General features: G+C 47.9%; 25 protein-coding genes. All 25 read left to right on the top strand.

Annotated features, from left to right (window positions below; all coding sequences use genetic code 11):
• Nucleotides 1–108: 108 nt before the first annotated feature.
• Nucleotides 109–435: a putative DNA-binding protein gene (locus ABR335_RS11195; protein ID WP_014095481.1), complete on the top strand. Its 327-nt coding sequence runs from the start codon at nt 109–111 to the stop codon at nt 433–435.
• Between the two features lie 11 nt (nt 436–446).
• A complete protein-coding gene (gene ffh, locus ABR335_RS11190) occupies nt 447–1,790 on the top strand; it encodes a signal recognition particle protein (protein ID WP_014095480.1) in 1,344 nt (447 codons plus the stop codon).
• A 95-nt stretch (nt 1,791–1,885) separates the two neighbouring features.
• Nucleotides 1,886–2,158: a 30S ribosomal protein S16 gene (gene rpsP / locus ABR335_RS11185; protein ID WP_014095479.1), complete on the top strand. Its 273-nt coding sequence runs from the start codon at nt 1,886–1,888 to the stop codon at nt 2,156–2,158.
• On the top strand, nt 2,158–2,406 hold the full coding sequence (locus tag ABR335_RS11180) for a KH domain-containing protein (protein ID WP_026104620.1): 249 nt from the start codon (nt 2,158–2,160) through the stop codon (nt 2,404–2,406). Before rpsP ends, ABR335_RS11180 begins: the two co-directional genes overlap by 1 nt.
• Nucleotides 2,407–2,564: 158 nt before the next feature.
• Entirely contained in the window at nt 2,565–2,957 is a 393-nt protein-coding gene (locus ABR335_RS11175) for a YlqD family protein (protein ID WP_014095477.1), read from the top strand.
• 4 nt (nt 2,958–2,961) lie between these two features.
• Nucleotides 2,962–3,480: a ribosome maturation factor RimM gene (gene rimM / locus ABR335_RS11170; protein WP_017551514.1), complete on the top strand. Its 519-nt coding sequence runs from the start codon at nt 2,962–2,964 to the stop codon at nt 3,478–3,480.
• Complete coding sequence (gene trmD / locus ABR335_RS11165) at nt 3,477–4,211, top strand: tRNA (guanosine(37)-N1)-methyltransferase TrmD (RefSeq protein WP_014095475.1); 735 nt, start codon at nt 3,477–3,479, stop codon at nt 4,209–4,211. The genes rimM and trmD overlap by 4 nt, the downstream gene beginning before the upstream one ends.
• Nucleotides 4,212–4,350: 139 nt before the next feature.
• Entirely contained in the window at nt 4,351–4,695 is a 345-nt protein-coding gene (gene rplS / locus ABR335_RS11160; protein WP_014095474.1) for a 50S ribosomal protein L19, read from the top strand.
• 170 nt (nt 4,696–4,865) lie between these two features.
• Complete coding sequence (lepB, locus tag ABR335_RS11155) at nt 4,866–5,417, top strand: signal peptidase I (RefSeq protein WP_014095473.1); 552 nt, start codon at nt 4,866–4,868, stop codon at nt 5,415–5,417.
• Between the two features lie 54 nt (nt 5,418–5,471).
• Nucleotides 5,472–6,311: a ribosome biogenesis GTPase YlqF gene (gene ylqF, locus ABR335_RS11150; protein ID WP_014095472.1), complete on the top strand. Its 840-nt coding sequence runs from the start codon at nt 5,472–5,474 to the stop codon at nt 6,309–6,311.
• Nucleotides 6,312–6,358: 47 nt separating this feature from the next.
• The gene (locus ABR335_RS11145) at nt 6,359–7,126 is read left to right on the top strand and encodes a ribonuclease HII (protein ID WP_014095471.1); all 768 of its coding nucleotides are present in this window, start codon (nt 6,359–6,361) and stop codon (nt 7,124–7,126) included.
• Nucleotides 7,127–7,162: 36 nt separating this feature from the next.
• On the top strand, nt 7,163–8,407 hold the full coding sequence (locus ABR335_RS11140) for a hypothetical protein (protein ID WP_014095470.1): 1,245 nt from the start codon (nt 7,163–7,165) through the stop codon (nt 8,405–8,407).
• A complete protein-coding gene (locus tag ABR335_RS11135; protein ID WP_014095469.1) occupies nt 8,404–8,694 on the top strand; it encodes an EscU/YscU/HrcU family type III secretion system export apparatus switch protein in 291 nt (96 codons plus the stop codon). The genes ABR335_RS11140 and ABR335_RS11135 overlap by 4 nt, the downstream gene beginning before the upstream one ends.
• 213 nt (nt 8,695–8,907) lie before the next feature.
• Nucleotides 8,908–10,068, top strand: coding sequence for an ADP-forming succinate--CoA ligase subunit beta (sucC, locus tag ABR335_RS11130; protein WP_014095468.1), 1,161 nt, complete (start codon nt 8,908–8,910; stop codon nt 10,066–10,068).
• A 65-nt stretch (nt 10,069–10,133) separates the two neighbouring features.
• Nucleotides 10,134–11,036, top strand: a complete 903-nt coding sequence (sucD, locus tag ABR335_RS11125) for a succinate--CoA ligase subunit alpha (protein ID WP_014095467.1) — start codon at nt 10,134–10,136, stop codon at nt 11,034–11,036.
• Between the two features lie 145 nt (nt 11,037–11,181).
• Nucleotides 11,182–12,060, top strand: a complete 879-nt coding sequence (gene dprA, locus ABR335_RS11120) for a DNA-processing protein DprA (RefSeq protein ID WP_014095466.1) — start codon at nt 11,182–11,184, stop codon at nt 12,058–12,060.
• A gap of 270 nt (nt 12,061–12,330) precedes the next feature.
• Complete coding sequence (topA, locus tag ABR335_RS11115) at nt 12,331–14,406, top strand: type I DNA topoisomerase (protein WP_104851381.1); 2,076 nt, start codon at nt 12,331–12,333, stop codon at nt 14,404–14,406.
• Nucleotides 14,406–14,618: a hypothetical protein gene (locus ABR335_RS11110; protein WP_014095463.1), complete on the top strand. Its 213-nt coding sequence runs from the start codon at nt 14,406–14,408 to the stop codon at nt 14,616–14,618. The genes topA and ABR335_RS11110 overlap by 1 nt, the downstream gene beginning before the upstream one ends.
• 361 nt (nt 14,619–14,979) lie before the next feature.
• Nucleotides 14,980–15,882 carry a tyrosine recombinase XerC gene (xerC, locus tag ABR335_RS11105; RefSeq protein ID WP_014095461.1) on the top strand — a complete coding sequence of 301 codons (903 nt, stop codon included), beginning with the start codon at nt 14,980–14,982 and terminating at the stop codon, nt 15,880–15,882.
• A gap of 42 nt (nt 15,883–15,924) precedes the next feature.
• The gene (gene hslV / locus ABR335_RS11100; RefSeq protein WP_014095460.1) at nt 15,925–16,467 is read left to right on the top strand and encodes an ATP-dependent protease subunit HslV; all 543 of its coding nucleotides are present in this window, start codon (nt 15,925–15,927) and stop codon (nt 16,465–16,467) included.
• A 47-nt stretch (nt 16,468–16,514) separates the two neighbouring features.
• Nucleotides 16,515–17,933 carry an HslU--HslV peptidase ATPase subunit gene (hslU, locus tag ABR335_RS11095; RefSeq protein WP_014095459.1) on the top strand — a complete coding sequence of 473 codons (1,419 nt, stop codon included), beginning with the start codon at nt 16,515–16,517 and terminating at the stop codon, nt 17,931–17,933.
• A 114-nt stretch (nt 17,934–18,047) separates the two neighbouring features.
• The gene (gene codY / locus ABR335_RS11090) at nt 18,048–18,827 is read left to right on the top strand and encodes a GTP-sensing pleiotropic transcriptional regulator CodY (protein WP_014095458.1); all 780 of its coding nucleotides are present in this window, start codon (nt 18,048–18,050) and stop codon (nt 18,825–18,827) included.
• A 389-nt stretch (nt 18,828–19,216) separates the two neighbouring features.
• Complete coding sequence (flgB, locus tag ABR335_RS11085; RefSeq protein ID WP_014095457.1) at nt 19,217–19,606, top strand: flagellar basal body rod protein FlgB; 390 nt, start codon at nt 19,217–19,219, stop codon at nt 19,604–19,606.
• A 1-nt stretch (nt 19,607) separates the two neighbouring features.
• A complete protein-coding gene (gene flgC / locus ABR335_RS11080; RefSeq protein WP_013859084.1) occupies nt 19,608–20,057 on the top strand; it encodes a flagellar basal body rod protein FlgC in 450 nt (149 codons plus the stop codon).
• Between the two features lie 36 nt (nt 20,058–20,093).
• Nucleotides 20,094–20,405 carry a flagellar hook-basal body complex protein FliE gene (gene fliE / locus ABR335_RS11075; protein ID WP_017551517.1) on the top strand — a complete coding sequence of 104 codons (312 nt, stop codon included), beginning with the start codon at nt 20,094–20,096 and terminating at the stop codon, nt 20,403–20,405.
• Nucleotides 20,406–20,527 lie beyond the last annotated feature (122 nt).

The raw sequence follows: 20,527 nt of genomic DNA, 5'->3' as shown, positions 1-20,527 counted from the left end.
GCTTCAAATCGGTTGTGGGGAAACGAACTTGTTTTCATTGACAAAAAACAGGAATCTTTGTATTCTGTGTTTATGTAAAGCATTTTCACTTAACAGGGGGAAGAAGCCATGCTGGAGAAAACAACGCGAATGAATGATTTGTACGATTTTTACCAATCGTTGTTGACTCCGAAGCAGCGCAGCTATATGTCCCTCTATTATCTCGACGACTTATCGCTTGGCGAAATCGCCGAACAATACGGTGTGAGTCGTCAAGCGGTTTACGATAATATCAAACGCACCGAACAAACGCTTGAAGACTATGAAAAAAAGCTTGGTTTATTGGAAAAATTTCAAGCGCGCACACGCATTTTCCGGTCGATGCGCAATCTTTTGGCGCATGATGCCAATCCGGAACTGTTGCGGCTTGTCGATGCGCTCGAAAAATTGGAATAGGGGGCGGAAAAATGGCATTTGAAGGACTCGCAGAACGCCTGCAGGGCACGATGCAGAAAATCCGCGGAAAAGGCAAGGTCACGGAAAGCGACGTCAAAGAAATGATGCGGGAAGTCCGTCTTGCCCTTCTGGAAGCTGACGTCAATTTCAAAGTGGTAAAAGATTTTGTAAAAAAAGTGAGCGAACGTGCGGTTGGCCAGGATGTGCTGAAAAGCCTGACGCCCGGGCAGCAGGTCATCAAAATTGTCCAGGAAGAGCTGACCAACCTTATGGGCGGATCACAGAGCAAGATTGCCGTTGCAAAGCGCCCGCCAACCGTCATCATGATGGTTGGCCTGCAGGGTGCCGGGAAAACGACGACATCCGGGAAACTGGCCAACCTGTTGCGAAAAAAATACAACCGGACCCCGCTGCTCGTTGCGGCCGATATTTACCGCCCCGCTGCAATCAAGCAGCTGGAAACGCTCGGCAAACAACTCGGCATGCCGGTGTTTTCGCTTGGCGACAAAATCAGCCCGGTGGAAATTGCCAGGCAAGCGATTGAAAAAGCAAAAGAAGAACATCACGATACCGTCATCATCGATACGGCCGGCCGCCTCCATATTGACAGCGAGCTGATGAATGAACTGAAGGAAATCAAGGAACTTGCGCATCCGGATGAAATTTTTCTTGTCGTCGATGCGATGACAGGCCAGGATGCCGTAAATGTCGCACAAAGTTTTAATGACCAGCTCGGCATCACTGGCGTCATCCTGACGAAGCTTGACGGCGACACGCGCGGCGGGGCGGCTTTATCGATCCGGGCCGTAACCGAAAAGCCGATTAAATTTGCCGGGATGGGCGAGAAAATGGATGCGCTCGAACCGTTTCACCCGGAAAGGATGGCCTCCCGTATTCTCGGCATGGGCGATATTCTGTCGCTGATTGAAAAAGCACAGGAAACTGTCGACGAAGAAAAAGCGCGCGCGCTCGAAAAGAAAATGCGGGACCAGTCATTTACGCTCGATGATTTCCTTGAACAGCTCGGCCAGGTCCGGAAAATGGGGCCGCTCGGCGACATTTTGAAAATGATCCCGGGGGCCAACCGGATGAAAGGGATGGATAATCTGCAAATTGATGAGAAACAAATTGCGCATGTTGAAGCGATTATCCAGTCGATGACAAAGCAGGAAAAAATCCGCCCGGACATCATCAATGCAAGCCGGAAAAAACGGATTGCGAAAGGTTCCGGCCGCCCGGTACAGGAAGTCAACCGGCTTTTGAAACAGTTTGAAGAAATGAAGAAAATGATGAAACAACTGCAGGGCATGAATCAAAAAGGCCGGAAAAAAGGCTTTAAATTCCCTTTTATGTAAAAAACGAGGGTGTTAAGAGAAAAGACTTTACACCATCATGATTTTCTGATATGATACAGTCTTGTGAGAAACTTTTTTGGAGGTGTATGATTAAAATGGCAGTAAAAATCCGCTTGAAACGCATGGGTGCAAAAAAATCCCCGTTTTACCGCATTGTTGTGGCAGATTCCCGTTCACCGCGTGATGGACGTTTTATTGAAACAGTAGGAACTTACAATCCTGTTGCAGATCCTGCAGAAGTAAAAATCAACGAGGAAGCCGCGCTCCAATGGCTGAAAAACGGCGCCCAACCGTCTGATACGGTACGTAACTTGTTTTCAAAACAAGGTATTATGGAAAAATACCATAACGAAAAACACGGCAAATAATCATGGACCAACAGATGGATGATTTAATCCTTTCGATCGTCAGGCCGATTGTCAGCCATCCGAATGAAGTGCGGGTAGAACGGGATGAACAAGAATCCGGAACGCTCTACCGCCTGATTGTCCATCCGGATGATGCCGGCATGGTCATTGGTAAAAAGGGGCGTACCGCAAAGGCCATCCGTACGGTCGTTTATGCGGCGGCCGGCGTGCACGGACATAAAAAAATCCGTCTTGAAATTGCCGAATAATGGACAACGATGGATAGAACACCAGTGAAAGGGAGGGGCACACCTCCCTTTTTTATACATCTTTCGGGCTTTCCCCCTCATCTTAACCGACATCCGCTTTTTCCGGCTGCATTTTTTGGGTTTTTTATTGAATGGCGCGAAAAGGAGGGCAGGGCATTTTGAAAATCCTTCAAAAAGTGACGGTCAAGCAAATCCTGACCGAAAAGAGCAAAGGAATGCTTTTGGATACATACCGGCAAAAGAAACAACAACTTCAAAAAGAGTGTGAGCAGCTCCGGTTTGAAACAAAAAAACTGGAAAAGCAAAAAAAGTTTTCGGGAACCAATTTAAAAATGCATTTTGAAAAAGAAATTGAAAGCCGGCAGGAGAAAATCAAACTGGTGGAGTTCCAAATTGAACAACTGCTTTTGCTTCCGATCGGGACAGAATTAAAAGAAAAAGAAATTCACGCCATTGTTGACGTCCGGGAAGGCGACGATTGGAATGCGGTGACAAAAGAGAAATCGATTATTATAAAAGATGGCATCATCCATGAAATTCGCGAGAGGTGAGCATATGACACAATGGTTTAATGTCGGCAAAATCGTCAATACACACGGCATCCGCGGAGAAGTGCGGGTGATTTCCAAAACGGATTTCAAAGCGGAGCGCTATAAACCGGGCAATACGCTTTACTTGTTTCTTCCCGGCCGCGATGAGCCGCTTGCTGTTACGATTGAATCGCACCGGGTGCATAAGCAGTTTGATTTGCTGAAGTTTGAGGGCTTTGATTCGATTGAGGAAGCCGAGAAATGGAAAGGCGGCATGTTGAAAGTTTCCGAAGAACAGCTGGATGAGCTTGGCGAAAATGAGTTTTATTTTCATGAAATCATCGGCTGTGAAGTCGTGACAACCGCAGGCGAGAAAGTCGGGACGGTAAAAGAGATTTTAACGCCCGGGGCAAATGACGTCTGGGTGGTGAAAACAGCGCAGCAGAAAGAAGCGCTGATCCCGTATATTGAAGACGTCGTCAAAAAAGTCGACAAAAAAGAAAAAAGAATTGTGATTGAACCGATGGAAGGGCTTTTGCCATGAAAATAGATATATTGACGCTGTTCCCGGAAATGTTTGAAGGCGTTCTCGGATCCTCCATTTTAAAAAAAGCAGAAGAAAAAGGGATCGTCCATTATCATCTGGTCAATTTCCGTGAATACAGCGACAACAAGCATAAAACCGTCGATGACTACCCGTACGGCGGCGGGGCGGGCATGGTGTTAAAGCCCCAGCCGGTGTTCGATGCTATCGAAGACCGGCTTGAGGGAAGCGAAAAAAAGCCGCGCATCATTTTGCTCTGCCCCCAGGGGGAAACGTATACGCAACAAAAAGCGGAAGCGTTTGCGGAAGAAGAACATCTGATCTTTATTTGCGGCCATTACGAAGGGTATGATGAACGGATCCGGACGCTTGTAACCGATGAAATCTCAATCGGAGACTATGTGTTAACGGGCGGCGAGCTGGGCGCAATGGTCATGATCGACAGCATCGTCCGCCTGCTTCCCGGTGTTTTGGGCAATGAAACCTCGCCTGTTACTGATTCTTTTTCGACCGGGCTGCTGGAACATCCGCATTATACGCGGCCGGCGGATTTTCGCGGAATGAAGGTGCCGGACGTGTTATTATCCGGAAATCACCGGCTGATTGAAGAATGGCGCGAAAAAGAGTCGCTGTACCGCACCTATACGAGAAGGCCGGATCTTTTACGCGGATATCCGCTCTCCGAAAAGCAAAAAGCGTGGCTGAAAGAATGGGAAGAAAAACGCGGATAGCTGTTGCAATCAGCATGCGTTTATGCTAAGATTGCTTTTGTGGTTTGCTTGAAAACAAGGCAGACCGCCGTAAAACGATGTTCCGCTGCAAATACGATGGAAGATTTGCAAGAGCATTTGTTGGAAGGAGTTGAATACGATGCACAATATTATTGACGAAATTACAAAAGATCAACTTCGCACTGATCTGCCTGCTTTCCGCCCGGGGGATACGGTCCGCGTCCATGTAAAAGTTATCGAAGGTTCACGCGAACGTATCCAGGTTTTTGAAGGTGTGGTCATTAAACGCCGCGGCGGCGGGATCAGCGAAACGTTTACAGTCCGGAAAGTTTCTTACGGTGTCGGCGTTGAACGTACATTCCCGCTCCATACACCAAAAATTGCGAAGCTTGAAGTCGTGCGTCGCGGTAAAGTTCGCCGTGCGAAACTTTACTACCTGCGTAATCTGCGCGGTAAAGCTGCCCGTATTAAAGAAATTCGCTAATTTGCTGCAACGGCTGTTCGAAAAGGGGCTATCATGGCCCCTTTTCTTCATACTTATACATAAATAACCCGGGTGTCTCTGAGGTTTTCAATCGGCAACCAATCCTGTTATAATGCAAAATATCAGGGAATATACGCTTATGGATACATGGAATGAGGCGGTGTAAATAAATGGCAAAACAGAAAAAACCAAAAAATGAACTGTTCGAATGGGTGAAAGCGCTGCTGATTGCTGTGGCACTGGCCGGCATTTTGCGCTACTTTTTCTTCGCCCCGATCGTGGTCGACGGCTCTTCCATGATGCCGACTTTGAAAAACGGCGACCGGATGATTGTGAATAAAATCGGGAGCCCGAAACGGTTCGACATCATCGTTTTCCACGCCCCGGAAGGCAAAGATTATATCAAAAGGGTCATCGGGCTGCCGGGCGACCGGATCGAGTATAAAAATGACATCCTGTATATTAACGGGAAAGCGTATAAAGAGCCTTATCTCGATAAATATAAAAAAGCCGTAGCCGACGGACCGCTTACGGAAGATTTTACCTTAAAAGACTATATCGGGCGCGACACGGTGCCAAAAGGGCAGATTTTTGTGATGGGCGATAACCGCCGGTACAGCAAAGACAGCCGCCAGATCGGGACGATTCCGCTCAGCAAGGTGGTCGGGGAGACAAACTTTGTATACTGGCCGGTGAAAGATGCCCATATGATCAATAAATAAGCGCCCGTTCGTTGCGCATTTTACGGAAAAAAGTAACCGTTATGGAGTTGACGCATGATGGCAATACAATGGTTTCCGGGCCATATGGCGAAGGCAAGGAGAGAAGTGACCGAAAAATTAAAACTGGTCGATATCGTTTTTGAATTGCTTGATGCAAGGATCCCGGTTTCCTCCGCCAATCCGATGCTGGATGAACTGATTCAGCAAAAGCCGCGGATCAAATTGCTGAACAAGGCCGATATGGCAGATCCGGCCGCTACAGCCCGCTGGCTTGAAAAATTGTCCGGCGGCAATACGCATGTCCTTGCCATTGACGCGCAAAGCGGAAAAGGGCTCGACAAAATGGTGAAACTGGCTGAACAGATTTTGGAGCCAAAATGGGAGAGGATGCGGGCAAAAGGCATCCGGCCGCGTGCGATCCGGGCCATGATTGTCGGAATTCCGAACGTCGGTAAATCGACGCTCATTAACCGGCTTGCCGGGAAAAATATCGCCAAAACCGGCAATACGCCGGGCGTGACAAAAGCGCAGGCATGGATAAAAGTCGGGAAAACGATGGAGCTCCTCGATACGCCTGGGATCCTTTGGCCGAAATTCGAAGACAAAGAAACCGGTTATAAGCTCGCTTTAACCGGTGCGATTAAAGACACGATCCTCAACCTGCAGGACGTTTCCGTATTTGGCCTGCGTTTTCTTGAAAAACATTATCCCGGCACATTAAAAGCCCGGTACAAGCTTGAGGATATCCCGGATATTGTCCCCCTTTTTGACCATATCGGTCGCCTGCGCGGCTGCTTGCGGGCGGGAGGGGAAATCGATTACGACAAAACGGCTGAAGTGATTATCCGTGATATCCGCGGCATGAAACTGGGGCCTCTGACATTTGATTTGTAATAAGCGCTCTCCGTAAGGGAGTGCTTATTTTTCGGGGAGGGGAAACATTGAAAATCAGTGAAATTGAAGCGCGTCTTCAGGAAATCACAAACCCGTCCGATCCGTTTATCCAGGCGCTAGGCCGGGACGAACGGAAAGGCGCACAAAAAGCGCTGGAAAAATGGATGAGAAAATTACAAAAAGAGCGTGAACAGCTTGAAAAATTCCGGGAGATGGGACGGTTTGAAGACGCCCTGCGCAGCCACGGCTGCCGCCTGATCGCCGGAATTGACGAGGCAGGCAGGGGGCCGCTTGCCGGGCCAGTTGTAGCCGCTGCCGTCATTCTTCCAGAAGATTTTTACCTGCCCGGCCTGAACGATTCCAAACAGCTTTCCGAAAAACAGCGGGAGGCCTTTTTTGCGCGGATCCAGGAAGAAACCCTTGTCGGCGTCGGCTTTGCCAGCGCAGAAGAAATTGACAGGATGAATATTTACGAGGCGGCCAAAAAGGCGATGCTTGCGGCTTTGGGCCATTTGCCTGCTGCTCCTGACCATTTGCTGATCGATGCGATGGAAATTCCCGCTTCGTACCCGCAAACTTCGATTGTAAAAGGGGATGCGAAAAGCATTTCAATTGCCGCGGCATCTGTGGTTGCAAAAGTAACGAGAGACCGGTATATGCAGGAAATGGATGAAAAATATCCCGGTTACGGTTTCGCCATACATAAGGGGTACGGGACGAAAAAACATCTGGAAGCGCTCATGAAGCTTGGCCCGTGCCCGATCCATCGAAAATCGTTTGCGCCGATTAAAGACAGACCGGCAATCCGCCGATAAATAAGCAAGAAGAAAGAAACAGGGCGGGGGAATAGCATGCAAATTTTTTTAGGCAAACAGCCATTTTCTATTGATGCCGGCTCAAATATCCGCACGTTTGCATTTCAAACGGGGCAGATTTTTTCCGGTGCCATCCAAAAACTGTTTCCAAATGACACCGCACTTGTCCAGGCAGGCGGGCGTACATTTGCCGCGAAACTCGAAGTGCCGCTTGAAGCCGGAAAAAACTACTGGTTTCAAACGGTTTTGGCCGACGGTGAAGTGCAGTTGAAAATGCTTTCGGAAGCCGATGCAAACGGCATGGCCGGGAAAGCTTTGCTCCCGCAAATGCAACTGCCGCCAGGAAAAACGTTCCAGTCCCTTGTTTCGTACTTGGCTGAACAGGAAATTCCGTTTACGAAAAATGACATTGCTGCGATCGGCGCATGGCTGAAGCATGTACCGGATCTGGCAAACGGGCTGGAAACGGCTGCCTTTATGCTCCAAGAAGGCTTTCCTGTGTCAGAGGGCGTGTTCACTTCGCTCCTTGCCGCAGGTCAAAACATACCGGCGGATCAGCTTTTAAACCGGTTGCAGCAGGCGCTCAAGCAGGGGGAACAGACGCCGGAAACGAGGCAATTGCTTGCACTTATCGGGGAGCTTGGGACAGGCAGCGAGCAGGTGACAGGAGAGGCGTTACGCCGGCAAATCAAAGAGAAGATTCAAAAAATGGGACTTTTTTATGAGGCGGGGCTTTTGCATGAGGACAAAGCCGCGGACAAGGACGGGCTGCCTTTAAAAGCGCTGCTTGTTGATTTGCTGCAAAAAGGCGGGGGAACAAAAGCTGCCCGGGATGCAGCAGACGAAATCGTACAGAAACTGAACGGCCAGCAGCTGCTCGCGCTTCCCGGCGGGGTAGTGCAGCACATTTGGATGGAAATTCCGCTTTCATTCGCGCACTTTCAAACGAATGCCGTTGTACAATGGTCAGGCAGGCGGAAAAATGGCGGAAAAATAGACAGTAATTATTGTAAAATCATTTTTTACTTGAATCTTCAGTTTATGAAAGAAACATTGGTCGAGATGAATGTGCAAAACCGGATCGTTTCCATCCGCATTTCCAGTTTGAAAAAGGGTCTTCAGGAAGCCGTGAAGCCTTTTTTGCCGGCTTTAAAGGAAGGCCTTTCCAAAACCGGTTACACATTGTCTGACGTTCGGTTCGGGGAATTCCAGCCGGATGCTGTGCGTGCCACGCTCAGCCGGCCGGAGGTTTCCGGGAAAGGGGTTGATCTTAGGATATGAAGGATCCACAAAAGGACATAAAAGAAGCGGTCGCGCTCCAGTACAGCCCGGATGCGCATTCCGCCCCTGTCGTGAAGGCAAAAGGTAAAGGGGATGTGGCCAGGCGGATTATTGAAGAAGCAAAAAAAGCGAATGTTCCGATCCAGCAGGACCCGGATCTTGCCGCACTGCTCGGCCGGCTTGACATCAACGAAGCGATCCCGGAAGAACTGTATGCAGCTGTGGCCGAGGTGTTTGCCATGATTTACCGCCTCGACCAGTCGCTAAAAAACAAGGATAAAAAATGAACGAAAGCTGACCATTAAGCCTGGGCACCCATTTGCATAAAGGCTGCGGTGACAATAGGCCAACGACCAGTAAAATCACGTCCATTTTATACCGAAAAAAATATTTTTGAATAATAATAGCCATTTTAGTTCATTATGGTAGACATCTTTTCCGATGTTTATTAAAATGAAAGCGCAGTTAATTTTTTGAACAGTTTGATAGGAGGATGGAACATGAATATTCACGAGTATCAGGGCAAAGAGATCCTGAGAAAATACGGGGTCGCTGTGCCGAACGGGAAAGTGGCCTTCACCGTGGATGAAGCGGTGGAAGCAGCGAAATCGCTCGGTACACAAGTATGTGTGGTAAAAGCGCAAATTCATGCCGGCGGCCGCGGAAAAGCAGGCGGCGTCAAAGTGGCAAAAAATTTGGATGAGGTTCGTACATACGCACAGGAACTGCTTGGCAAAACGCTTGTGACGCATCAGACAGGCCCTGAAGGAAAAGAAGTGAAGCGCCTCTTGATCGAAGAAGGGTGCGACATTCAAAAAGAATACTATGTCGGCCTTGTTTTGGACCGTGCCACAAGCCGGGTTGTGCTGATGGCTTCTGAAGAAGGCGGCACGGAAATTGAAGAAGTGGCGGCGAAAACACCGGAAAAGATTTTTAAAGAAACCATTGACCCGGCAGTCGGGCTCTTGCCATTCCAGGCGCGCCGCATTGCGTTCAACATCAATATTCCTGCTAAACTTGTAAATCAGGCCGTTAAATTTATGACAGGCCTTTATCAAGTATTTGTGGAAAAAGACTGCTCGATCGCGGAAATCAATCCGCTTGTTGTAACCGGCGACGGAAAAGTAATGGCGCTCGATGCCAAATTGAATTTTGATTCGAACGGCTTGTTCCGCCAGCAGGATGTTCTGGCGTACCGCGATCTCGAAGAAGAAGATCCGAAAGAAATTGAAGCGTCGAAATACGATTTGAGCTATGTCGCCCTTGACGGCAATATCGGCTGCATGGTAAACGGCGCCGGCCTTGCGATGGCGACAATGGACATTATTAAATATTACGGCGGCGATCCGGCCAACTTCCTTGATGTCGGGGGTGGCGCAACGGAAGAAAAAGTAACGGAAGCGTTTAAAATCATTTTATCGGATGAAAAAGTCAAAGGCATTTTTGTCAACATTTTCGGCGGCATTATGAAGTGCGATGTCATTGCTTCCGGCGTCGTTGCAGCCACAAAACAAGTCGGACTCGACATCCCGCTCGTTGTCCGTCTTGAAGGGACCAATGTGGAACTTGGGAAGAAAATTTTAAACGAATCTGGGCTGAAAATTGTTGCCGCTGAATCGATGGCAGACGGCGCGCAAAAAATTGTCGAACTGGTCAGCTGACAGCAGCTGTTCATTCAGACAAAATGCGAACAAATATTCTTGAATGAAGAAGGCAGGGGAAAAAAGTGAGCATTTATGTAAATAAAGACACGAAAGTCATTGTCCAGGGGATTACCGGGAAAACGGCGCTTTTCCATACAAAACAATGCTTGGAATACGGGACGAAAATTGTCGGCGGCACAAGCCCTGGCAAAGGCGGGACTGAAGTAGAAGGCGTGCCGGTCTTTAATACGGTGAAAGAAGCCGTTGAAAAAACGGGCGCAACCGTTTCAGTTATCTATGTGCCGGCTCCGTTTGCGGCAGATGCGATTATGGAAGCGGTCGATGCAGAACTCGATCTTGTCATCTGTATTACGGAGCATATCCCGGTATTGGATATGGTCAAAGTGAAACGTTATATGGAAGGAAAGAAAACGCGCCTGATCGGGCCGAACTGCCCGGGCATCATCACGCCAGACGAATGCAAAATCGGCATTATGCCGGGTTATATTCATAAAAAAGGCCATGTCGGCGTTGTTTCCCGTTCCGGTACGCTGACTTATGAAGCCGTCCATCAGCTGACGCGCGCCGGCATCGGTCAGACAGGGGCGATCGGCATCGGCGGCGACCCTGTGAACGGCACCAATTTTATTGATGTATTAAAAGAATTTAACAATGATCCGGAAACGGAAGCGGTCATTATGATCGGTGAAATCGGCGGGACGGCGGAAGAAGAAGCCGCCAAATGGGTGCAGGCAAACATGAAGAAACCGGTTGTCGGATTTATCGGCGGTGTCACCGCGCCTCCTGGAAAACGGATGGGCCACGCCGGCGCCATCATTTCAGGCGGCAAAGGAACCGCAGCGGAAAAGATCCGCACGATGAACGAATGCGGCATCCAAGTAGCCGAAACGCCGGCTGTCATTGGGGAAACGCTCGTTCGTGTACTGAAGGAAAGAGGCCTTTACGAGAAATGTAAAAACCTTTAAGCGGCGGCACCGGCCGTCCCGGAACCCGCATTTTCCGGGACAGTCCGGTAAAACTGCCTGGATCCGGCTGCCATTTTTAAGCGTGCAGCCGGGTCCTAAATGTTTTTCTTTTTCAATGAAATACGGTTTGAAAGCGAGGCAAACAATGGAACCATTAAAAATCAAATACATTCATTTGGATCATTGCAGGGGAATTTCCCGCGTGCAAAAAATGAAAATCCTCGAATTTGATCCGCTGCTTGAAAAAATCTGCCGGATTCCCCCTGAAACACTGCGCGCCATGCTTCATATGCAAAAGGAAACATTTGAACGCTTTTATGAAGATCTTCTCCATCTTGACATCAAACCCTATTTAACCCTCTACCAGAAAAAACAGATCCGAATGACAGCCCGTTTTGAACCGGAATATCCGCCGCTTCTGAAAGAAACGTACCAGCCTCCTGCCGTACTCTATTCAATCGGAAATGTATCATTGCTGAAAAACCGTGCGCTGGCCGTTGTCGGGTCAAGAAAGGCCGGTTCCTATGCAGAAAAAGTCGCCGATCATTTGCTGCCACCCCTGATCGAAAAACAGTTTGCCATTGTCAGCGGGCTGGCGAGAGGGGCGGATTCGATTGCCCACCGTGCCGCCATGAAATACGGGGGGAAGACGATTGCGGTGCTCGGAAGTGGGTTTTTTCATATTTATCCGCGGGAAAATATACAAATGGCGGAAAAAATAAAACAGGGCCATTTACTGCTGTCGGAATATCCGCCGTTTACGCGCCCGGAAAAATGGCGTTTTCCGGAACGCAACCGGATCATCAGCGGCATTTCTGAAGGTGTGCTCGTGCTTCAGGCGGAAAAACGGAGCGGCTCCCTGATCACGGCAGATTACGCCCTCCAGGAAGGCCGGGAAGTTTTCAGCGTGCCGGGAAACGTGCTGGACAGCCTGTCGAAAGGAACAAACCATCTTATCCAGCAGGGCGCAAAATTGGTAACATGCAGCGGAGACATTTTGGAAGAACTGCTTCCGACAAGGTAAAAAATAGTTAGAGAAAATTCATAAATGGGCAGTGATTTTCCGATTTTGTGAAAAAACGCATGATTTTTGGATAAAATGGTTATAAAATAGAGAAAGAAAAGATAAAATTTTCAAAATGAAACCGCTTGCGATGTTGATTTTTCATCATTCGTGCTGTTACAATTGACAAATGCGGGCATCCATGCCCATAATTACAAATGATTTTGTTTGAAAAATGAAAGCAAAGTTGCTGCAAAGAGAGGGTATAAGCTCTCCAGGGAGGATTTTTGAATGTCAGACTACTTAGTGATTGTAGAATCACCTGCAAAAGCGAAAACGATTGAAAAATATTTGGGAAAAAAATATAGAGTGAAAGCTTCCATGGGGCATGTGCGCGACTTGCCGAAAAGCCAAATGGGGGTGGATGTGGACGACCATTTTAAGCCGAAGTACATTACAATCAGGGGCAAGGGGCCGGTCTTAAAAGATTTGAAAAACGCGGCCAAAAAAGCAAAAAAAGTCTATCTTGCCGCCGACCCTGACCGCGAAGGGGAAGCAATTGCCTGGCATCTCGCCAACAGCTTGAATCTGGATGTGCATTCGGACTGCCGCGTCGTGTTTAATGAAATTACAAAGGACGCGATTAAAGAATCATTTAAACATCCGCGCCCGATCAATATGGACCTTGTCGATGCCCAGCAGGCAAGACGGATTTTGGATCGTCTCGTCGGTTATAACATTAGCCCGCTTTTATGGAAGAAAGTGAAAAAAGGTTTGAGTGCGGGTAGGGTACAGTCCGTTGCCGTCCGCCTTATCATCGACCGGGAAAATGAAATTAAATCGTTTGTGCCGGAAGAGTACTGGACGATTGCCGGGTCCTTTAAAAAAGGGAAAGACACGTTCCAGGCATCTTTTTACGGTGTGGACGGGAAAAAAATGCAGCTGAAGTCAGAAGCGGATGTGAAAAAAATTACCGGCATGCTGAAAAGCGACAAGTTCCAGGTTTCTTCCGTCATGCACAAAGAGAAGAAACGGAATCCGGCACCGCCGTTTACGACTTCTTCCTTGCAACAAGAAGCCGCCCGGAAGCTGAACTTCAGGGCAAAGAAAACAATGATGGTGGCCCAGCAGCTGTATGAAGGCATCGACCTTGGAAAAGAAGGGACTATCGGGCTGATCACGTATATGAGAACAGACTCGACCCGGATTTCGGAAGTCGCAAAAACAGAAGCCAATCAATATATTCGGGAAAAATTCGGGGAAAACTATTTGCGCCAGGAAGAAAGAAAAGAGAAAAAACAGACAAATGCCCAGGATGCACACGAAGGGATCCGGCCAACAAGCATTTTCCGGGATCCGGGTTCGGTCAAGTCCTTTCTAAGCAGAGACCAGTATAAGCTGTACAAATTGATTTGGGAACGCTTTATGGCAAGCCAGATGGCCCCTGCGATACTGGATACGATGAGTGCCACGCTGGCAAACGGCACGGTTTTGTTCCGGGCGTCCGGGTCAAAAATCCAGTTTCCGGGTTTTATGAAAGTGTATGTGGAAGGTTCCGACGACCAGCAGGAAGAAGGCGAACGTTATTTGCCGCATCTCGAAGAAGGGGATGTTGTCCAATCTGAGTCGATCGAACCGAAACAGCATTTCACCCAGCCGCCGCCACGCTATACCGAAGCCCGGCTTGTCAAAACGCTGGAAGAACTTGGAATTGGGCGGCCGTCCACCTATGCGCCGACATTGGATACAATCCAAAAGCGCGGCTATGTGGCGCTTGAGAATAAGCGGTTTGTCCCGACAGAGCTCGGCGAAATCGTGCTCGAATTGATTCGGGAATTTTTCCCGGAAATCATAGATGTCGAATTCACCGCTGATATGGAAAAAGACCTGGACGAAATTGAAGAAGGAAAAGTACCATGGGTCCAAATCATTGATGCGTTTTATCAAAATTTTGAAGTCCGCCTGAAAAAAGCGGAAACCGAAATGGAAAAAATCGAGATCAAAGATGAAGAAACCGGGGAAATGTGCGAGCTGTGCGGAAGTCCGATGGTGTATAAAATGGGGCGTTATGGCAAGTTTATGGCTTGCAGCAATTTTCCTGATTGCCGCAATACGAAGCCAATCGTCAAAAAAATCGGCGTCACTTGCCCGAAATGTGGTAAAGGTGAAATCATTGAGCGGAAAACAAAGAAAAACCGCATTTTTTACGGGTGCGACCGTTATCCGGAATGTGATTTTGTCTCTTGGGATAAGCCGGTTGGCAGGAAGTGCCCGAAGTGCGGCGACATGCTCGTTGAGAAAAAGCTGAAAAAAGGGACGCAGATCCAATGTGTGCACTGTGACTATAAAGAGCAGTCGGTGAAGTAATGATCGACCTTGCCGGAACTTTGGCGGCCTTGCGTGGAGCGGGCGGCAAAGTTCCGGTTGATCAAAATGAATATTTACATTTTTACGAGAAAATGCATCTTATTCTTTTACTTCTTGGAGCAGCTGTTGTAAAATGCTTAAAGGACAGTTGCGACAAAAAACGACAGAATTCCCGAATCGTTGGCGGGCAGCGGCCAAAAGCTTTTCAATAAACGGCATTCCCGGCTTTTCACGGCAGGAAGCGCCAGTCAAAAGGACAATTCGAAAATTTATGAAAAATATGTAACATTCGTTGCAATCCGATCCGGAAATGTGTTATGATTTAACCGGATTTCCGAATGCCGTCCCTTGGCTTCGAAGCATATGAGCCGGCGGGAGACGGGGTTTCGGTTGGCGCAAGCCGGGGCTTACGGATACCCGGACCGGCGCAAAAAGCCCGGCTGGCGGGTTTGTCCGGGCCGTTTTACCGGCTGAAAAAAATGGCAATAACCCCGGAAAGCCTATTGTTGTCTATCAACGTGAAGAGTGGCGTAAAGCAGGCCCGTTTCCCCGCACATGTGAGGTGTTAAACAGATGAACGGCGAACTGTCCGGCTATTTGCTTTCTTTTATGGAATACATGCAAGTGGAGAAAAACTATTCCGCATACACAATCAAATTTTATCGCCTGGACCTGGAGGATTTTTTTGCGTTTTTAACCGCACAGGGGATTGCCTCGCTGGACGAGGTGGGGTATCCGGCAGGGAGACTGTATTTGACAATGTTGCATGAACACGGATACAGCCGCGCCACGGTAGCACGGAAAATATCCAGCATTCGCAGTTTTTTCAAATTCCTGATGCGGGAGAGAATCGTCAAAGAAAATCCCTTTGCACTTTTATCACAGCCGAAACAACATAAGCGCCTGCCCAAATTTTTTTATGAGGAAGAAATGGAGCAACTGTTTGCGGCATGTGAAGGCGATGATGCACTGTCCCGGCGCAACCGTGCTTTGCTCGAAATCCTGTATGCGACCGGCATCCGCGTGAGCGAATGCGTCAATATTCGGTTGCAGGATATTGATTTTGAATTCGAGACGATCCATGTAAAAGGGAAAGGAAAAAAAGAACGGATCGTGCTGTTCGGCCATTTTGCAGGGGAAGCCGTTTCGGATTATATGGCGCATGCACGGAAAACGTTGATGCGCGGTAAAGAAGACCATCCCTATTTATTTGTAAATGCACGCGGCGGCGCATTGACCGATAAAGGTGTCCGCTATATTTTAAATGAAATGATCAAAAAAGCGGCACTGACCGGAAAAATTCATCCCCACATGTTGCGGCATACATTTGCAACCCATTTGCTGAACCATGGGGCTGATTTGCGCACAGTACAGGACCTTCTTGGGCATGAAAGCTTGTCTTCCACGCAAGTCTACACACATGTAACCAAGGAGCATTTGCGGCAAACTTATATGGCTTACCACCCGAGAGCATAGCAATGCAAGGCGGTTCGCTTTGATTACATAGGAGGTGCTGATATGGGTGATTTTCACGCAACCACAATATTTGCCATCCGCCATAACGGAAAAAGTGCAATGGCTGGGGATGGGCAGGTGACGCTCGGAAACTCTGTCGTGATGAAAAATACGGCCAAAAAAGTCCGCCGGCTGTTTAACGGAAAAGTGCTGGCCGGTTTTGCCGGCTCGGTTGCGGATGCTTTTACGCTTTCCGAAATGTTTGAAGGAAAACTGCAGGAATATAACGGCAACCTGACGCGGGCAGCAGTGGAACTGGCCAAAATGTGGAGAAGCGATAAAGTGCTCCGAAAGCTCGAAGCGATGCTGATTGTCATGGATGAAAACAATTTGCTGCTTGTCTCGGGAACGGGGGAAGTCATTGAACCGGATGACGGCATCCTCGCTATCGGCTCGGGCGGCAATTACGCGCTCGCTGCCGGCCGTGCACTGAAACGGCATGCGGCAGAGAACTTCACCGCAAAAGAAATTGCGCGGGCTTCCCTTGAAATCGCATCTGAAATTTGTGTATTTACAAATTCAAACATTATCGTGGAAGAACTATAAGCGGAAAGGTTCCCGTACCGGTATATTTCCATAAAGGAGTGAGCGGATTGGCCAACACGTTTAGAAAAACAAACAGTTTGACACCAAGGCAGATTGTTGAGCGCCTGGACCAGTATATTGTCGGCCAGAAAGAAGCAAAGCGGGCTGTTGCCGTGGCGCTCAGGAACCGTTACAGAAGAAGCCTACTGTCTGAAAAAATGCGGGAAGAAATTATTCCGAAAAACATTTTGATGATCGGGCCGACCGGTGTCGGAAAGACGGAAATCGCAAGAAGAATGGCACGGCTTGTCGGTGCCCCGTTCGTCAAAGTAGAAGCCACGAAGTTTACGGAAGTCGGATATGTCGGCCGGGATGTGGAGTCGATGGTACGCGACCTTGTCGAGACGGCTGTCCGGCTTGTAAAAGAGGAAAAAATGAACGGCGTGCGCGATCAGGCGGAGAAAAATGCAAATGAACGCCTCGTCGATTTGCTTGTCCCGTCGCGGAAGAAGCAAGGGAATTTCAAAAACCCGTTTGAAATGATTTTTGGCGGCGGCGGGCAGCAGGACACGGCACCGGATGAAGAGGAGGAAGAATACTCCAAAAGGGAACAGAAACAGCGTATACGGGAAAAGCTCTTAAACGGTGAACTGGAAGATGAACCGGTTACCGTGGAAGTGGAAGAGCAGGCTTCGTCCATGTTTGATTTGTTCCAGGGTTCCGGCATGGAACAAATGGGCATGAGTGTGCAGGACGCGCTTGGCAATCTGCTACCGAAAAAAACAAAACGGCGGAAATTGCCGGTCAGGGAAGCAAGAAAAGTGCTTGCACAGGATGAGGCACAGAAACTGATCGACATGGACGAAGTGACCCAGGAAGCCATTTTCCGGGCAGAACAAACCGGCATTATCTTCATTGACGAAATTGACAAAATTGCCTCCAAAAACGGGAACGGGTCCCAAGCGGACGTATCGAGGGAAGGCGTCCAGCGGGATATTCTGCCGATTGTCGAAGGATCGACGGTTGTCACAAAATACGGCTCCATTAAAACGGATTATATTTTGTTTATTGCTGCCGGCGCTTTTCATATGGCAAAACCGTCCGATCTGATCCCCGAACTGCAGGGACGATTCCCGATCAGAGTGGAGCTTGAGAAACTGACCGTCAGCGATTTTGTCAAAATTCTTGTCGAGCCGGATAATGCCCTGGTAAAACAATATATTGCATTATTGGAAACAGAAGGTATACAAATAGAATTTTCTGACGAAGCTATTACCAGAATTGCTGAAATTGCTTTTGAAGTGAACCAAAATACCGATAATATCGGGGCGAGAAGACTTCATACCATCATGGAAAAACTGCTTGAAGATCTGTCTTTCGAAGCACCGGACATCCATTTGGAAAAAGTGTCCATCACCCCGCAGTATGTGGACGAAAAGCTCGGTGCGATTTCACAGAACAAAGATTTAAGCCAGTATATTTTATAACCGTTTTGAAAAATCGGATAAGGGTAGACGTGTAATGAAGGCTTTCTCTCTTTTGCGGCAGGTCCCGGCAATTCAATGCAGTTCAAATACCGAATCAATCTAGGAGGAATGGAAATGAGTTTGTTAGATAAAACAAGGAAAATTAATTCGATGTTGCAAAAAGCAGCCGGACGTCCGGTGAATTTTAAAGAAATGGCGGAAACGCTGAGCGATGTGATTGAGGCCAATATTTACATCGTCAGCCGCCGCGGGAAATTACTCGGTCTCGCCATCAACCAGAAAATTGAAAACGAGCGGATGAAACAAATGTTTGAAGACCGCCAGTTTCCGGAAGAATACACGAACAGCCTGTTTAACATTACGGAAACCTCATCCAATTTGACGATTGAAAGTGAGTACACGGCATTTCCGATTGAAAACAAAGACCTGTTTGAAAAAGGCCTGACAACGATTGTTCCGATCGTCGGCGGCGGGGAAAGAATCGGTACGTTGATTCTGGCTCGTCTTGAGCGGGAATTCGATGACGAAGATCTTGTTTTGGCAGAATACAGTGCGACGGTTGTCGGCATGGAAATCCTCCGCGAAAAAACAGAAGAAATTGAAGAAGAAGCGCGCAGCAAAGCGGTCGTGCAAATGGCCATCAGTTCTTTGTCCTACAGCGAGCTGGAAGCCATTGAGCATATTTTTGAAGAATTAAACGGGAAGGAAGGCCTGCTTGTCGCGTCCAAAATTGCGGACCGCGTTGGCATTACCCGCTCTGTCATCGTGAATGCGCTGCGTAAACTGGAGAGCGCAGGGGTCATTGAATCCCGTTCCCTTGGCATGAAAGGGACCTATATTAAAGTATTGAATAACAAATTCCTCGTTGAACTGGAAAAAGTCCGTTCTAACTAACGGATAAGCTTTACGGCAATTTGCGCCAAAAAAGGATACGATTCGTATCCTTTTTTTTATTGGTATTTAATTTACCATAAAAACACATAAATACCAATATATAGATACTGATAAAATTTAAGGAAATCCGACCTTCCAATAGTGTTTCCTAGTAATTGTAAATTTTTGTAATCCTAGGTGTATTAAGGTGCTTGAAAAATTTTTCGGCATCTTTTTCGCGGTGTGGGAGTAAGGGATTAATCCAAAAGTCCTACTATCAAAAAAATTTTTTTGTGATTTAAGAATATGTTCATTTACAGCCCGTTATGAAATAATTAAAATAAAAAATAGCAAACAATTTGTCGTATAAAAGAAAAAAATGTCAAGTTTATGTAATGAGGTGTCCATTGATGAGTCTCTCTTCCAATACGTTGCGGTCGCTTGAGCATGCATTGCAGTATGCTTCGCTCCGACAGAAAGTGATTTCAAACAATATTGCCAATGCGGATACACCGAATTATAAGGCGCAGGATGTCAGTTTTAAAAATGTGCTGGAGGATTCGGTCAATGCCATTTCAGCGACCCGGACCGACCCCCGGCACTTCCGTTTTTCTGCCGGGGATTCAAGTTCAGAAATCGTGACGGAATCCGGCACCACTTACAACAGCAATGGCAACAGTGTTGACATCGATACCGAAATGGCGAACCTTGCCAGCAACCAGATTTATTACGAGTCACTGATTGAGCTCGAAAAGGGAAAGCTCTCATCCTTATTAAATGTTGTGAGAGGAGGACAGTAAGATGTCCATGTTCACCGGAATGAACATTTCTTCTGAAGCCTTATCGGCACAGCGCCTGCGGATGGATGTCATCTCTTCCAATATTGCGAACGCTGATACAACAAGAGATACGTATGTAAATGGGAAATGGCAGCCATACCGCCGGAAAGAAGTGGTACTTGCTGCAGGAGGCGGTTCTTTTGCCTCCATATTTCGTTCGAAACTCGGAATGCAGGGTGCTGGGTCCGGCGTCCAGGTGGCCGGCATTGTCGAAGATAACAGCGATTTTAAAAAAGAATACAATCCGGATGATCCTGATGCGGATGCAAACGGATATGTGACAAAACCAAATGTGGATCTTTTAACGGAAATGACCGGTATGATCAGCGCCACCCGCTCGTATGAAGCCAATGTCACGGCGCTGAATGCTTCCAAAGCGATGCTGATGAAGACGCTCGAACTCGGCCAATAACAGAGAAAATTCCGCATATGAAAGGAGGGGAATGATGTGTCTGTTCAATCAATCAGTCAGACGCCGTTCGCAAGTTTGAGCGGGCTGTCGCCAAAATCAGCAGGCGCCGCTTCGTCCGCTAACGGCTCCGTTTCATTTTCGGACCTGCTGAAGCAGTCTGTCAATGAACTGAACAAACAGCAGAACCATTCCGACACCTTGATTACAAAACTATCGAACGGCGAAAATGTGGACCTGTACCAGGTAATGGTCGCCGTACAAAAAGCAAACCTTTCAATGCAGACGGCACTCGAAGTCCGAAATAAAGCAGTCGAAGGCTATAAAGAAATGATGCAGATGCAAGTGTAACGTTCTGATCCGGCGTACATAAAAGCCGTTTCCCGGCCGTAACGCCCGGATCCTTTCCGTCTGCCCTAAAGGCGAAAAGGATGCCGGAACGTTTGCTGTCCGACTGTTCTATTGATGAAACA

Source organism: Heyndrickxia faecalis (assembly GCF_040267745.1).
In the GTDB taxonomy this organism is placed as follows: Bacteria; Bacillota; Bacilli; order Bacillales; family Bacillaceae_C; genus Weizmannia; species Weizmannia faecalis.
The sequence above is the reverse complement of the archived record's forward strand: the minus strand, read 5'-3'. Positions and strand labels throughout refer to the sequence as shown.

What these genes read in the sequence shown, in the direction of transcription:
- flgB (WP_014095457.1), top strand. Translation starts at nt 19,217, where the DNA reads ATGAGTCTCTCTTCCAATACGTTGCGGTCGCTTGAGCATGCATTGCAG.
- ylqF (WP_014095472.1), top strand. Translation starts at nt 5,472, where the DNA reads ATGATGGCAATACAATGGTTTCCGGGCCATATGGCGAAGGCAAGGAGA.
- rplS (WP_014095474.1), top strand. Translation starts at nt 4,351, where the DNA reads ATGCACAATATTATTGACGAAATTACAAAAGATCAACTTCGCACTGAT.
- flgC (WP_013859084.1), top strand. Translation starts at nt 19,608, where the DNA reads ATGTCCATGTTCACCGGAATGAACATTTCTTCTGAAGCCTTATCGGCA.
- ABR335_RS11140 (WP_014095470.1), top strand. Translation starts at nt 7,163, where the DNA reads ATGCAAATTTTTTTAGGCAAACAGCCATTTTCTATTGATGCCGGCTCA.
- sucC (WP_014095468.1), top strand. Translation starts at nt 8,908, where the DNA reads ATGAATATTCACGAGTATCAGGGCAAAGAGATCCTGAGAAAATACGGG.
- rpsP (WP_014095479.1), top strand. Translation starts at nt 1,886, where the DNA reads ATGGCAGTAAAAATCCGCTTGAAACGCATGGGTGCAAAAAAATCCCCG.
- rimM (WP_017551514.1), top strand. Translation starts at nt 2,962, where the DNA reads ATGACACAATGGTTTAATGTCGGCAAAATCGTCAATACACACGGCATC.
- topA (WP_104851381.1), top strand. Translation starts at nt 12,331, where the DNA reads ATGTCAGACTACTTAGTGATTGTAGAATCACCTGCAAAAGCGAAAACG.
- ABR335_RS11110 (WP_014095463.1), top strand. Translation starts at nt 14,406, where the DNA reads ATGATCGACCTTGCCGGAACTTTGGCGGCCTTGCGTGGAGCGGGCGGC.
- trmD (WP_014095475.1), top strand. Translation starts at nt 3,477, where the DNA reads ATGAAAATAGATATATTGACGCTGTTCCCGGAAATGTTTGAAGGCGTT.
- xerC (WP_014095461.1), top strand. Translation starts at nt 14,980, where the DNA reads ATGAACGGCGAACTGTCCGGCTATTTGCTTTCTTTTATGGAATACATG.
- codY (WP_014095458.1), top strand. Translation starts at nt 18,048, where the DNA reads ATGAGTTTGTTAGATAAAACAAGGAAAATTAATTCGATGTTGCAAAAA.
- ffh (WP_014095480.1), top strand. Translation starts at nt 447, where the DNA reads ATGGCATTTGAAGGACTCGCAGAACGCCTGCAGGGCACGATGCAGAAA.
- lepB (WP_014095473.1), top strand. Translation starts at nt 4,866, where the DNA reads ATGGCAAAACAGAAAAAACCAAAAAATGAACTGTTCGAATGGGTGAAA.
- ABR335_RS11135 (WP_014095469.1), top strand. Translation starts at nt 8,404, where the DNA reads ATGAAGGATCCACAAAAGGACATAAAAGAAGCGGTCGCGCTCCAGTAC.
- hslV (WP_014095460.1), top strand. Translation starts at nt 15,925, where the DNA reads ATGGGTGATTTTCACGCAACCACAATATTTGCCATCCGCCATAACGGA.
- dprA (WP_014095466.1), top strand. Translation starts at nt 11,182, where the DNA reads ATGGAACCATTAAAAATCAAATACATTCATTTGGATCATTGCAGGGGA.
- ABR335_RS11195 (WP_014095481.1), top strand. Translation starts at nt 109, where the DNA reads ATGCTGGAGAAAACAACGCGAATGAATGATTTGTACGATTTTTACCAA.